Here is an 11,504-nt window from a genome sequence, read left to right as displayed (position 1 = left end):
TTATCCGCTTCCGCTGCCGGTAAGCCCGCCCATCCGGGCGAACCGGGCGAAATCGCCTTGGGCGCCGCTGTACACATTCACATCGGTGGGGCCGTGGATACCGGGGATGGAACCGGAGTCGGTCTGCTGCCAGAAGGTCCAGGCCGGCCAGCGTCCGGGGACCTCGGGGGCGGGGCGGTCACGATAGTCGGCGATCCACAGCGGGTAGCGGTGGAACTGATCGCTGTCGGCCATCGCTGTCCGCCAGAAGGTCGGGTAGGTGTACACGATCGGGACGCGGCCGGTCAGCGCCTGCACGGTGTTGAGATAGCGGTGCGTCCAGTCGATCAGCGCCGCCGGTGGGAGTCCGCCGGAGTGTTCGATATCGAGGACCGGCGGCATATCCAGCGGCCCGTTCTGGCCCAGCACCACCGCGGCGTACAGCGCCGCCTGCGGTTCCGGCGGGAGTTCGGGGCGCGCGTAGTGGTAGGTCCCCCGGGCGATCCCGGCGACTCGCATGTGCAGGCTGTCCTGGACGAAGAACGGGTTGATGTAATCCAGCCCCTCGGTGGCCTTGACCATCGCGAAACGGTGTCCGGAGGCACGGACCGCGAACCAGTCGATGGGCCGCCCGCCGCTGTGCTGCCAGGACGAGACATCGGGGCCGGTCGGTTCGGCGGTCGCGGTGGAAGGGAAAGCGCCGAGCCCCGCGGTGCAGAGCAGCACCCCGGCCATCGCGGCTTTACGCGAGAGGCTCCGGATCGCGCCGCCGCTGCCGGACGCCTGCTTCCGGACTCCGCGTGGGAGCGCCGGCCCGTATCGACCCGGTGACCGGAGGGTCGCGGGCGCTTTCCGTGAGTTCGTGCAATTCACACCCACGGGGTGGGCCATGTCGAAAGTACGGGTTTCCTCGCGGCGGAAGTGGTCGTGATGCGGGGCTGTGGGCCCGCGCCGCAGGAGGCGGCGCAACGGTGCAGTCGGTCTCCGACGGTCAGGTTTCATGGGTATCGACCCTAGGCATCGACAAGGCCGCTACCTGGTAAGACGGCACCGTGAATCGCTATCGAAATCGAGGCGGTGCTGTGTTGCGTTGTCACAAACCCGGCTGCGGTTCCGCATCCGGCCCGTGCACCGGCGGGCGATAGCGCCGGATCTCCGCACCCTGCTGTGCGACCGGGGGTGAGCAGCGCTTACACCCGAACCGCCACATGTGGTTTACGGTCCTGCCACCGGACCGTCGTGGCGCCGTCGGGATTCGGTCCGGATACTGGTTTCAGCATCGTGCGGAGCCGGAGGTGGGTATGCGCGTAACCGGATGGTCGGCAGCTGAGTCTGTGCTGTCGGCCGGTGAGACCTGGGGGATTTCGAGCTCCGGCTTCCTGCTGCTGTACGTGCCGATCGCGATTTTCGCGGTGGGTGTCGGTTTCCGCTTGCGGTACCGGATGGTCAGCGCCCCCGCCGCCGCTCCCGCGGGAGAACTGACCGTGCCCGAACTGGGGCTGCTGACCAGCGATCGCCGGGCGGTGATGGCCTCGGTGGCGTTGCTGCGCAGCCATGAGTTGATCGACGCGGGCGGGCATCCGACCGGGCAGTCCGCCGCGTCGGCCGGACTCGACCCGTTCACCGCGGCGGTGGCGGGGCGTCTCGACGAGTCGAACCAGAGCATTACCGGGGTGACCCGCCGGGTCCGCGCGGAACTGGACGTACTCCGCGGTTCCCTGGTCGAACGCGGTTATCTTGCCGGTGGCCACTTTACGAAGGAACTGCGGGAGGCGGGGCTGCCGATCGTCGTGGTCGCGCTCTTCGGTGTGGTCCGGCTGATCGCCGGCGTGGCCGCCGGCAACCCGGTGATCTTCCTGGTCATCATCCTGCTGCTGCTGGCCCTGTCCTGGTGGCGGGTCGTGGCCGCCGTCCGGATCACTCCGGCCGGACGGGCCGCTCTGGACCGGGCCATCGCGGACAACCGCTACCTACGCCCGGAGAACGCCCCCGCCTACACGACGTACGGACCGGCGGCGGCCGGTCTTGCGGTGGCGGTGTTCGGGGTCCACGCGCTGGTACTACTCGATCCGGCTCTGAATACGGCGATGTCGGGGTTCGGCAATGAATCCGCGGGCGGCGGCGACAGCGGTGGCGACGGTGGCGGTGGTGACGGCGGAGGCTGCGGTGGTGGCGGTGGGGGCTGCGGCGGTGGTGGGGGCTGCGGTGGATGCGGTGGTTGATCGGTGACCGGTCCGCTCCCCGAATCGGCTCTCGGAATCGGCTGGCGGCCGCAGATCTGCGGGTTGATCGATCAGTTGGACGGTCTCGATTTCTGCGAGGTGATCGCCGAATCGCTGAGCCGTGACGGCCGGGCGGCGGACGCGGTGCGCGTACCCGATGAGCTGGAAGCGCTGCGGGCCCGGGGGACAGCGGTTGTCCCGCACGGTATTTCGCTGTCCCTGGGTGGGGCGGAGCCGGTGCAGGAGGCGCGGGTAGACCATTTGTCGGCCTGTGCGCGGGCGGTGGCGGCGCCACTGGTGAGCGAACATATCGCCTTCGTCCGGGCGGGTGGCCTGGAGGCCGGGCATCTGCTGCCGGTGCCGCGCTCGCGGGATGCGCTCGACGCGCTGACTGCCAATATCGCCCGCACCCGGGCGGCGCTCGAGGTACCGCTGGCCGTGGAGAATATCGCCACGCTGTTCGACTGGCCCGATGACGATTTCACCGAATCGGAATTCCTCGCCGAAATCGTCGAGCGTACCGGTGTGTACCTGCTGCTGGATATCGCGAATGTGTACGCCAACGCGCGCAACCGGGGGCGTGACCCGCATACCGAACTGGCCCGGCTGCCCACCGAGCGGATCGCCTACTGCCATGTCGCGGGCGGTCACGAATCCGGCGGCCGCTACCACGACACACACCTTCATCCGCTGCCGCCCGAGGTGCTCGCCCTGGTCACCGAATTCGTCCACGATCATCCCGTGCCGCTCATGCTCGAACGGGACGGGAATTTCCCGCCGGCGTACGAGTTGCTCGACGAGCTCGACGCCCTCGCCAACGCCGCGGCCCGCGCCCCGATCACCGCGACCGCGCGGGCCGGTCTGCGGTGAACGGGCCGGAAGAACCGAGCCTGGCCGACCGCCAGGCAGCCCTGGTCCGCGCTCTGGTGGCAGGAGAGGCCGTACCCCTCGGTTTCGATGAGGACGCGGTACAGGCGTCGGCCCACGCGCTGTTGCACAAACGCGCCCGGGAGACCGCCGCACGCTATCCCGCGCTCGTGGCGGCTACCGGCCCCGATTTCACCGCGCGCTATATCGGCTGGGCGCGCGACCGGCCGAAGAGCAACACCGCGGCCGATGCGCACCGGTTCGCGCACGACAACGATGTGCCGTGGCCGCCGAGGCCGGGTCCAGGAGCCCGGATCGGGAGACTGTTGCGGATCCGCGGCCCGCGCTGAGCCGGCTGTACACCATTGGCTTCACCGTGCGCGAATATCTCGTGGCGTAGCCCGTCGCCCGCCACTGTCTATGCCTACATGTGAATGTCCCTACCCGACTCGAGCGAAGGCTTGACCATGATGGTGACCGATGTGTCTAAGCCCCCGCGGCGGCGTGATCGCGGAGCCATTCCCGGTAGTGCGTGCCCGCCAGGTGCGCGTCCGGTCCCGCGGTCAGCACGTCGCCGCTGACGGCCGCGAACATACCGGCCGTATCGTCGGTGACAACCATCCGGTCGTCGTGCTGTGCCGCGAGGGTGAGGCGGCCGAGATCGTCCAAGCCGAAGACGTCCGGTCCGGCGATATTGCGTATCCCCTGCAGCGGAGCGTGGGTGGCGACCTCGACGACCCCCTCGACGACGTCCGCGGCGGCCATGGGCTGGATGCGGGTGGCGGGTAGCCGGACGGTGTCGTTGTCGGAAGTCCAGGACATCACCGAATCCATGAACTCGAAGAACTGAGTGGCCCGGACGATCGAGTACGGCGTAGGACCCTGTCGTAGCAACTGCTCCTGCAGGGTCTTGGCCCGGTAGTAGTCCAGTTGCGGCACCTGGTCCACCCCGACGATGGAGAGGACGACCTGATGTTTCACGCCGGCGCGCTCACCCGCGGCCAGCAGAGTGCTCATCGAGGTGCGGAAGAAGTCCAGCGATGCCTCGTCGAAGGTGGGTGAGTTCGCCAGATTGGTCACCACCTCGGCGCCGTCCAGCGCCTCATCCAAGCCCTTTCCGGTGAGGATGTCGACACCGGTGGACGGTGCCGCGGGGACGGCCTCGTGGCCGGCCGCGGTGAGCTTCTGCACCACCTGAGATCCGATTCGTCCGGTACCGCCGACGACTACGTGTTTCATGTTCCCGCCTCTCGCGGCATGCCGCCCCGGGGCTTTCCCGGAGATTTCACGAAGGTCGATTCCCTGCTGTCCGGTGATTCGCGCACGATGACCGCGGTCGATAACCCGCCCGCATCGCAGCGGCCGGTTACCACGGTGCGTGTCCAGCAAACCAGTCGCAGGCCCGATGGGGTATCGCCCGGTTCGGGTGAGGTTCGGTGCGGGGGCGGCCGCGCCATCGGATCCCCGCCGTCGACCGGCGGGATCCCGGCACTTCTAGTTGCGTTCGACCTCGATCGGGTGGGTGGCCAGCAGGGACAGCGGCAGCGGCTGGCGGCGCAGCACCTGGGCCCACATATCGGTGCGGCGACCCGAGAGCGGATCGCTGGGCAATGCCGACACCACGATCCAGTCGTCGTTGGACAGTTCGCTGTCCAATTGGCCGAAGGTCCAGCCGGCGTACCCGGCGAAGATCCGGACACCCTCGACCAGCGGGCCGATCCGGTCCGGATCGGCATCCAGATCCACCAGCACCACCCGGCCGTCCACCCGCCGCAGCCCGGGCACACCCTCGATGGACGAACCCACCCGGACGGTCCCGAGGCACAGTGCGGCGTCCCGTTTGACCGGCCCGCCGACGAACAGATTGCGCGGCTGCGCGCAGACCTCGTTCCACTGCGGCAGCACCTCGTGCACCGCGGTCTCGCTGGGCCGGTTCAGCACGACCCCCAGCGTCCCGGCGTCGTTGTGTTCGATGATGTAGACGACGGTCCGGCGGAACGTGGGCTCGGCCAGGTCGGTCGAGGAAACAAGTAGTGTGCCGGCCCGAACGACCTGCTCACCCTGCCGGTTGCCGCGACGACCAGGTTCGGGATCGTGCCCGCCACCGCGGCCGCCCCGGGTCTTGCGATCATCGGGGTCATCTGCCTGCGCCACCAGGCCATCATCGCAGTTATTGCCCGATCTCGCCCCACTGATCACCCGTTCGCTTCGCGCAGTGTTCGCGCGGGCGTCGGTTCCGGGCCACTCGGCGCTGTGCTGCCACCGCCGGGCCCGGCTCGTAGAGTCAGCCGTATGCGACCCCCAGAGGTGCTTCTCGGCAACAGCGACGACGTGTACGACTTCTACCGTGCGCACCGGCAGAACCGGTTCCAGGCGATGGGGGCCTACGCCCTGCTCGGGCGGCGGTACCGGCCGCGGATCAGCTACGCCGCCGGTGCCCGGCCCGCGATCCGGGACCTGATCCGGGCCCGGACCCCGCTGCTGATCGCCGTCAACCACCTCTCCCGGCTGGACCCCTACACGCTGGCGGCGGCCGCCTGGCGCAGTGAACTGCGGCCCATCATCGGGCGTACCCGGGTGCTGGCCAAGGACGAACTGTTCGAGGAGGCGAAGCTGCGCCGCCGCATCGACATGATGGGCGGGATCCCGGTTTTCCGGGGGAGCGATCACGGCTTGCGGGCGGTGAACGCGGCCGGGCAGCGGATGATGGATATCTGCGCCGAGCGCCTGGCCGACGGCGACAGTCTGGCGATCTTCCCGGAGGGCACCTGCAACGATGCGGACCCGGCGCAGGTACAGCCGATCGGCACCGGGATCGGGCATATCGCGTTCCGGACCGCCAAGCTGGGCGTCCGGCCTGTCCTGCTGAGTCTGGGGCTCAGCTACGGGCCGCGTGCGGACCCGGCGGTGGAACCGACCAAGGAGGAGGTGAGGTCGGCGAGCTTTCATTTCGCCGTGCCGCGCACCGAACTCCCGGCGCGGCCGGCGGAGATCTCCCGGCTGGCGCGGGCCGATCTGCAGCAGGCGCTGGACGGGGCGGTGGCGGCGTACTGAACTCGCACGACCCCGCCGAGTCCGGCGGGGTCGTGCGCGTGCTGATCTGGGTGGGCCTCACCGAGTACCGAGTCCGGCGGGCCCGACCCCGTACAGCGCCCGGCTACTGCGGCAGCCCCAGCCGGTCGCGGGCCCAGTGCGGGACCATCGACAGATACTGCGGCCGGGTTTCGATGAAATGCCCGACCACCCGGCACATGGGCAGGGCGCCGAGTCCTTCGGCTCCGGTCGCGTGCAGCGCCGCTTCGACCAGATCGCGGGCGTAGCCCTGCCCGTCGAAGCGCGCGTCTATCTCGGTGTGGACGAACGCGCGCTCACCGGCGGTGTCCTGGTATTCGATATAGCCCGCGACCGCGCCGTCGACCGTGATCTCGAAGCGTTGCAGGGCGTAGTTGTTGCGGACCTCCGTCGGCATGGCTCGACGCTACTCGGTCGACCGGGAAAATTCGCCTCGATCGACCAGGTGGCGCGGCGGCTCAGGACATTTCGATGATCGCGCGCCCGACGATTTCCCCGCGCGCCAGTGCCTGATAGGCCTCGTCGGCCTGCGCGAGCGGGTAGCGGCGGGTGATGACCTCCTGCGGCCGGACCGTATTCGCCGCGACCATCCGCAGTAGCGCCGGCATATCGGTCCGCGCTTTCGCGCCGTAGGAACCCAGGACCTGTAATTTGCGCCGGACCAGCCGGGCCAGGTCGATGCTGCCGGTCGATCCGGCCGGCGCGATCCCGACCACCACCGCCCGGCCGCCGTCGTCGAGAATATCCAGCGCCGTCGCGAAGGTGGCCGGGCTGCCGAGCGCTTCGAACGCGACCTCCACGCCGTAGCCGCCGGTGAGTTCCCGGACCCGCGCCGCGGCGTCCTCGGTGCGCGAGTTGACCGTGTGGGTGGCGCCGAGCTTCGCGACGGCGGACAGCTTTTCGTCGCTGATATCGATGGCGATGATCTGGCTGACCCCCGCGGCCGCCGCGAACTGAACGATCGACGAACCGACTCCGCCCGCCGCGACCACCGCGATCCGATCGCCGAGGCCCAGCTCGGCGGTGTGCAGCGCGCCGAGCGCGGTGAACGAGCTGCAGCCGAGGATCGATACGGCCTCCAGGCCGACCCCGGCGGGTACCGGGAAGACATCGGAGGCGGGGACGACACAGTATTCGGCCAGGCCGCCCATCGAGTACATGGCCAGCGGTGTCCCGTCCGCCTTGGCCAGCCTGGTGGTCCCGTCGTACAGGGTGCCGTTCAAGCGGTTGTGGGCGAAGAACTTCTCGCACAGATCCTCGGCGCCGCGGACGCAGTGCCGGCAGTCCCCGCACGGCATGATGAAACTGCACACCACACTGTCGCCCATCGCGATGGTGTCGACGCCGTCGCCGACCTGCTCGACAACGCCGGAAACCTCATGGCCGAGCACCGCGGGCGCCGGGAATTTCACCTCGGACCTGAGCACGTGCAGATCCGTATGGCAGACCCCGCACGCGGTGACCCGCAGCAGCACTTCGCCCCGCTGCGGTACCGGGACCGGGATGTCCTCGACGACCAGCCGGGGTTCGGTTCCGTAGAAAACTGCGGCCTGCACAGCACCCTCCTCCACCACTCACTCGCTATACGCCCAGCGGATACCGGCGCCCCGACCACCGTCTCAGAAAACCCCGTCCCAGGCCCCCGATTCCTCCGGAAAGACGGCGACGGTATGCGGTCGGCATGCGGCTTCACCCCATTTCTGTACGTGCGACCGGGTCGGCATGCGGTGGTTCGGGGCCCGTCTCGGATCTGGAGCGACGGAGCGGGGGAGCGAAGCGGAGGAGCGGAGGAGTGAAGATTCGAGACACGAGGGGGCCCCGAACCCGCGCGCGCCAGCGCGCCAAAAACACAGCTCAACTGCGGAGAGCAAACCTGCGCCCGCAAGTTCCGTGACCAAGAGACCGCTCGCGGCCGAATAGAGAGCACTGCTCTTGACTTCTGCGCGCAAGAGTGCGATTGTTGTTCACAACAGAGAGCACCGCTCACAAAGGAGTAAGTTATGACCGCCGCGACCCGCTACCTTGCCCCCACCGGTCTCGACCCGATCTTCAACCGGGTCGTCAATCTGCTGCCCAAGCTCGGTATCAGCGTGGCGGGGTCCCGGCTGCTGGCCGTGCGCGGCCGCACGTCCGGCGAATGGCGGACCACCATGGTGAACGTGCTGACCGCCCCCGACGGAGCCCGCTACCTCGTCGCGCCGCGCGGGCACACCCAGTGGGTTCGCAATCTGCGGGTGGCCGGAGGCGGCGAGCTGCGGCTCGGCCGCAGAACCGAAACGTTCACCGCGGACGAGGTCGCCGACGCCGGCAAGATTCCCGTGCTGCGGCACTACCTCGAACGCTGGGGCTGGGAGGTCGGCCGGTTCTTCGACGGCGTGACAAAGGACGCCACCGATGCTCAGCTCGCCGAAATCGCCCCGGGGTTCCCGGTGTTCCGAATCGCGGGAGGTCAGTCCGCCTGAACGGTCCGGGTCAGTAGGAAGTCGATCGCGGCGACGTAGCCGTAGCTGCCCATCCCGGCGACCACCGCGGCGGCGATGGGCGAGATGTAGGAGTGCCGGCGGAATTCCTCGCGGGCGTGCACATTGCTGATGTGGACCTCGACGATCGGCACCGCCGGGATGACCAGGGCGTCGCGCAGCGTCACCGACGTGTGGGTCAGCCCGCCCGGGTTGATCACGATCCCGGAGACCGTGCCGTACGCAGCGTGGATCCGGTCGATGATCTCACCTTCGGAATTCGATTGGAAATGCGAGATTTCCCGGCCGCGCGCCGCGGCCGAGCGACGGCACAATTCGATTACATCCTCGAGGGTTTCCGAGCCGTATACCTCGGGTTGCCGGGTGCCGAGCATATTCAGATTCGGCCCGTTGAGGACCAGGATCGGGCTGCTCGAGGTTTGCGGGAAGGTGCGATCGGACATGGCAGCAACCCTACCGACACCCCGAGCGGACGCCGATGGTTCTGAGCTACCGTGGCGGGGTATCTCTGCAGTGGACGCGGACTTGCGGGGTAACAGTGCACCGCTGCGGGCCGATCGGTAGCGTAGCGAAGCCGGGTGTGCTCGGCGGGTCCGGTAATTGATCATGGTCGGTTCGGCGGCGAGTTGGGAACGGCCACAACTACACACGGTGGGACCGGCTATGGTTTCGGGTTTGCGATCACTCGCAAGCAGGCATTTTTCAGGTACGGTGGTCTTGTTACCGGAGTGGCAAGAGTGAAGAGTGGGCGACATGGGTGTGTGGGGATCCGGCCGCTTTCGCTTCCGGGGCGCATTGGCCCTTACGGGGGTGGCGGCTCTGGCAATCGCAATGGGATCGTGCGGGACCGGAACCGAGAAGGCCGGTCCCGAATCGGTCGTCGATCAATTCACCGAACTGCTCGACGAGCGTGATCACGCCGCGGCAGCCGAACTGACCTCCTACCCCTCGGCCGCTTCGGCAACTCTGGAGCAAATGTTCGACGGGCTCGAGTCGGGCACGGTCGACTACGAGAAAACGCAATTCATCGAACTGGATGCCGAATCGGGCATCTTCAGCCTGGACGTGCACTGGAACTTCGGCGAGCGCAAGGACTGGTCCTACGGACTGGAAGGCACCGTGCGCAAGCTCGCGAACGGCTGGAAGATCTCCTGGGACCCGGCGGTGGTCATGCCGCAGCTCGCGCACAACCGCACCGTCCAATTGGTTCGCACCACTCCTGATCCGGCGCCGCGCGTAGTGGACAATATCGGCAAACCGCTGATGACCGAGCAGGACATCAATGTCATCCAGCTCGACCCGGCGCGGATGCCGGACCCGGTCCGCTCCACCGACGCGCTGGCCGGTGCCATCGAACCGGTCGCGCCGCTGATCACCGGTGCGACACTGCGCGACAAACTGGCCGCCGCCGACGGGAAACCGGTTACCGCGGTGAGCCTGCGCGAAGGTGATTTCGCCATCCTGGAACCGGAGATGGCACCGATCCCCGGCGTGGTGATGAAGAAGGAACCGCGGCTCATCGTTTCCGACCGCCGGATCTTCTCGCCCCTGCTCGACGCCATGACCAATGTCTGGGAAGACAGCCAGGACAAGCATTCCGGCTGGGGCGTGCAACTGTTCGAAAACGGGCGGTTCGTCAAGCAATTGGCAGGTCACCAGGGTCCGGCCGGCCCCGATATCGCCGGCACCATGGATCAGCGGCTGCAACGCGCCGCCGAGGACGCCGTGGTCAGTGTGGGCTCACCGGCCTCGATCGTGGTCACCCAGCCCTCCACCGGCGCCGTGGTCGCCGTCGCGCAGAACAACTACTCGAGCGCTCAGGGTCCGGTCGCGTTCACCGGGCTGTACCCGGTGGGCGGTGCGATGGAGGTGTTCCGCGCGGTGGCCGGGGCGTCCAAGGGGAAAGCCGCGAAGGACGTCACGGATCAGGAAGCGGTGGAAGCGGCGGCCGTGCTCGGGGTCGGGGTGGACTTCCGGGTGCCAGGCCTGGAAGAGGTCACCGGCCGGCCCGCGGGCGCGGGTGACGCCGAACCGGTCCGCCAAGGTGGTGGCTCGGACGCACTGCTGGTCAGCCCGTTCGGGATGGCGATCGCGGCGGCGGCGATCACCAACGGCACGCTGCGGCCGCCGATGATCGAACGGGGCCGTCCGGGCGAGACGGACGCCCCGGCGGGACCGCTGCCCGGCCCGGTCGCCGACGCGGCGCGTCGCGTGCTGCGGGACGGAATGAACGCCCCGCAGATGGCGCGGCTACGCGGGTTCCGCGATGTCACCGGGTATTCCGCCAAGGCCGGTGACGACGGCTGGCTCATCGCGAATATGGGTGATCTCTCGTTCGCGATCCATATCGCCGATGTCGACAGCGGCGATATGGTCGTGCGGATGGGTGAGCGGATGCTGGCGTCCTTCGCCAAGCCCGACGAGTGAGGCGGGCGGGCCGGAATTCAGCTGATCGCCCGGACGGCTCCCCGCCAGCCGAGCAGGAACAGCGCCAGCACCAGCGCCGCCACCACGATGAAACTGGCCGCAGTCCCCTGACCGCTGACCACCCGCAGCACCATGCCGATGACCAAGGTGCTCAGCCAGACCACCAGACCGGTCGGCCGGATCCGGGCGCCGTTGAACGGCTCGTCGGCGCCGCGCCCGCGGTTCACGAAGTACACCGCGATCCAGCCGGCGGCGAGCCCGGTCGCGAACGGCCATACCGTGTTCAGCAGGCCGGTGAGCACGGCCTCGTCGTGACTGCGGCGTCCGATGGCGCAGAAAACAACCACCAGCAGCGCATCGGCAACGATCGGTCCCAACCATTTCACAGGAGCAGCCTAGTAGGCGGTGGCTGGGCGAAGTCGTTCAGCAGACCGCGCCGGGCGGTGTGAACGCGGAG

13 protein-coding genes are annotated in these 11,504 nt (G+C 68.4%); 6 read left to right on the top strand and 7 right to left on the bottom strand.

Annotated elements, in window-relative coordinates; translation table 11 throughout:
• Entirely contained in the window at positions 1-714 is a 714-nt protein-coding gene (locus ACIA75_RS02825; RefSeq protein WP_397099202.1) for a glycoside hydrolase family 25 protein, read from the bottom strand.
• A gap of 566 nt (positions 715-1,280) precedes the next feature.
• Here ACIA75_RS02825 and ACIA75_RS02820 point away from each other — a divergent pair.
• Genes ACIA75_RS02820 through ACIA75_RS02810 form a run of 3 tightly spaced genes read left to right on the top strand, consistent with a single transcriptional unit; the run spans position 1,281 to position 3,418 of the window.
• A complete protein-coding gene (locus ACIA75_RS02820; RefSeq protein ID WP_397099200.1) occupies positions 1,281-2,201 on the top strand; it encodes a TIGR04222 domain-containing membrane protein in 921 nt (306 codons plus the stop codon).
• 3 nt (positions 2,202-2,204) lie between these two features.
• Complete coding sequence (locus ACIA75_RS02815) at positions 2,205-3,071, top strand: DUF692 domain-containing protein (RefSeq protein WP_397099198.1); 867 nt, start codon at positions 2,205-2,207, stop codon at positions 3,069-3,071.
• Entirely contained in the window at positions 3,068-3,418 is a 351-nt protein-coding gene (locus ACIA75_RS02810) for a hypothetical protein (RefSeq protein ID WP_397099196.1), read from the top strand. The genes ACIA75_RS02815 and ACIA75_RS02810 overlap by 4 nt, the downstream gene beginning before the upstream one ends.
• Before the next feature lie 136 nt (positions 3,419-3,554).
• Here ACIA75_RS02810 and ACIA75_RS02805 read toward each other — a convergent pair whose 3' ends face one another.
• Together ACIA75_RS02805 and ACIA75_RS02800 are read right to left on the bottom strand one after the other, a co-directional pair.
• Positions 3,555-4,307, bottom strand: coding sequence for an SDR family oxidoreductase (locus ACIA75_RS02805; RefSeq protein WP_397099194.1), 753 nt, complete (start codon positions 4,305-4,307; stop codon positions 3,555-3,557).
• Between the two features lie 255 nt (positions 4,308-4,562).
• The gene (locus ACIA75_RS02800) at positions 4,563-5,222 is read right to left on the bottom strand and encodes a YqgE/AlgH family protein (RefSeq protein WP_397099192.1); all 660 of its coding nucleotides are present in this window, start codon (positions 5,220-5,222) and stop codon (positions 4,563-4,565) included.
• A gap of 138 nt (positions 5,223-5,360) precedes the next feature.
• Here ACIA75_RS02800 and ACIA75_RS02795 point away from each other — a divergent pair, with 138 nt between their 5' ends.
• Positions 5,361-6,122, top strand: a complete 762-nt coding sequence (locus ACIA75_RS02795; RefSeq protein WP_397099190.1) for a lysophospholipid acyltransferase family protein — start codon at positions 5,361-5,363, stop codon at positions 6,120-6,122.
• A 103-nt stretch (positions 6,123-6,225) separates the two neighbouring features.
• Here the strand turns inward: ACIA75_RS02795 and ACIA75_RS02790 are convergent, their stop codons facing one another.
• Together ACIA75_RS02790 and ACIA75_RS02785 are read right to left on the bottom strand one after the other, a co-directional pair.
• A complete protein-coding gene (locus ACIA75_RS02790) occupies positions 6,226-6,537 on the bottom strand; it encodes a GNAT family N-acetyltransferase (RefSeq protein ID WP_397099188.1) in 312 nt (103 codons plus the stop codon).
• Between the two features lie 61 nt (positions 6,538-6,598).
• Entirely contained in the window at positions 6,599-7,696 is a 1,098-nt protein-coding gene (locus ACIA75_RS02785; protein ID WP_397099186.1) for a zinc-binding dehydrogenase, read from the bottom strand.
• A 444-nt stretch (positions 7,697-8,140) separates the two neighbouring features.
• On the opposite strand from ACIA75_RS02785, the gene ACIA75_RS02780 reads away from it, so the two are divergent.
• A complete protein-coding gene (locus ACIA75_RS02780; RefSeq protein ID WP_397099184.1) occupies positions 8,141-8,602 on the top strand; it encodes a nitroreductase/quinone reductase family protein in 462 nt (153 codons plus the stop codon).
• Here the strand turns inward: ACIA75_RS02780 and aroQ are convergent.
• Positions 8,590-9,063: a type II 3-dehydroquinate dehydratase gene (aroQ, locus tag ACIA75_RS02775; protein WP_397099182.1), complete on the bottom strand. Its 474-nt coding sequence runs from the start codon at positions 9,061-9,063 to the stop codon at positions 8,590-8,592. The two genes, ACIA75_RS02780 and aroQ, sit on opposite strands and share 13 nt — an antisense overlap.
• A gap of 367 nt (positions 9,064-9,430) precedes the next feature.
• On the opposite strand from aroQ, the gene ACIA75_RS02770 reads away from it, so the two are divergent.
• On the top strand, positions 9,431-11,047 hold the full coding sequence (locus ACIA75_RS02770) for an NTF2-like N-terminal transpeptidase domain-containing protein (protein WP_397099179.1): 1,617 nt from the start codon (positions 9,431-9,433) through the stop codon (positions 11,045-11,047).
• A gap of 17 nt (positions 11,048-11,064) precedes the next feature.
• On the opposite strand, the gene ACIA75_RS02765 is transcribed toward ACIA75_RS02770, so the two are convergent.
• Entirely contained in the window at positions 11,065-11,433 is a 369-nt protein-coding gene (locus ACIA75_RS02765; protein WP_397099177.1) for a DUF3054 domain-containing protein, read from the bottom strand.
• Between the last annotated feature and the right edge of the window lie 71 nt (positions 11,434-11,504).

Origin of the sequence: Nocardia sp. NPDC051750 (assembly GCF_044453135.1) — a bacterium.
Lineage (GTDB): Bacteria > Actinomycetota > Actinomycetes > Mycobacteriales > Mycobacteriaceae > Nocardia.
Note: the sequence above shows the minus strand (reverse complement) of the source record. Positions and strands in the feature narration are given on the sequence as shown.

Excerpts from the sequence above, each read along its gene's own strand:
- ACIA75_RS02825 (WP_397099202.1), bottom strand. The coding sequence starts at position 714 with ATGGCCGGGGTGCTGCTCTGCACCGCGGGGCTCGGCGCTTTCCCTTCC.
- ACIA75_RS02820 (WP_397099200.1), top strand. The coding sequence starts at position 1,281 with ATGCGCGTAACCGGATGGTCGGCAGCTGAGTCTGTGCTGTCGGCCGGT.
- ACIA75_RS02805 (WP_397099194.1), bottom strand. The coding sequence starts at position 4,307 with ATGAAACACGTAGTCGTCGGCGGTACCGGACGAATCGGATCTCAGGTG.
- ACIA75_RS02795 (WP_397099190.1), top strand. The coding sequence starts at position 5,361 with ATGCGACCCCCAGAGGTGCTTCTCGGCAACAGCGACGACGTGTACGAC.
- ACIA75_RS02790 (WP_397099188.1), bottom strand. The coding sequence starts at position 6,537 with ATGCCGACGGAGGTCCGCAACAACTACGCCCTGCAACGCTTCGAGATC.
- ACIA75_RS02780 (WP_397099184.1), top strand. The coding sequence starts at position 8,141 with ATGACCGCCGCGACCCGCTACCTTGCCCCCACCGGTCTCGACCCGATC.
- aroQ (WP_397099182.1), bottom strand. The coding sequence starts at position 9,063 with ATGTCCGATCGCACCTTCCCGCAAACCTCGAGCAGCCCGATCCTGGTC.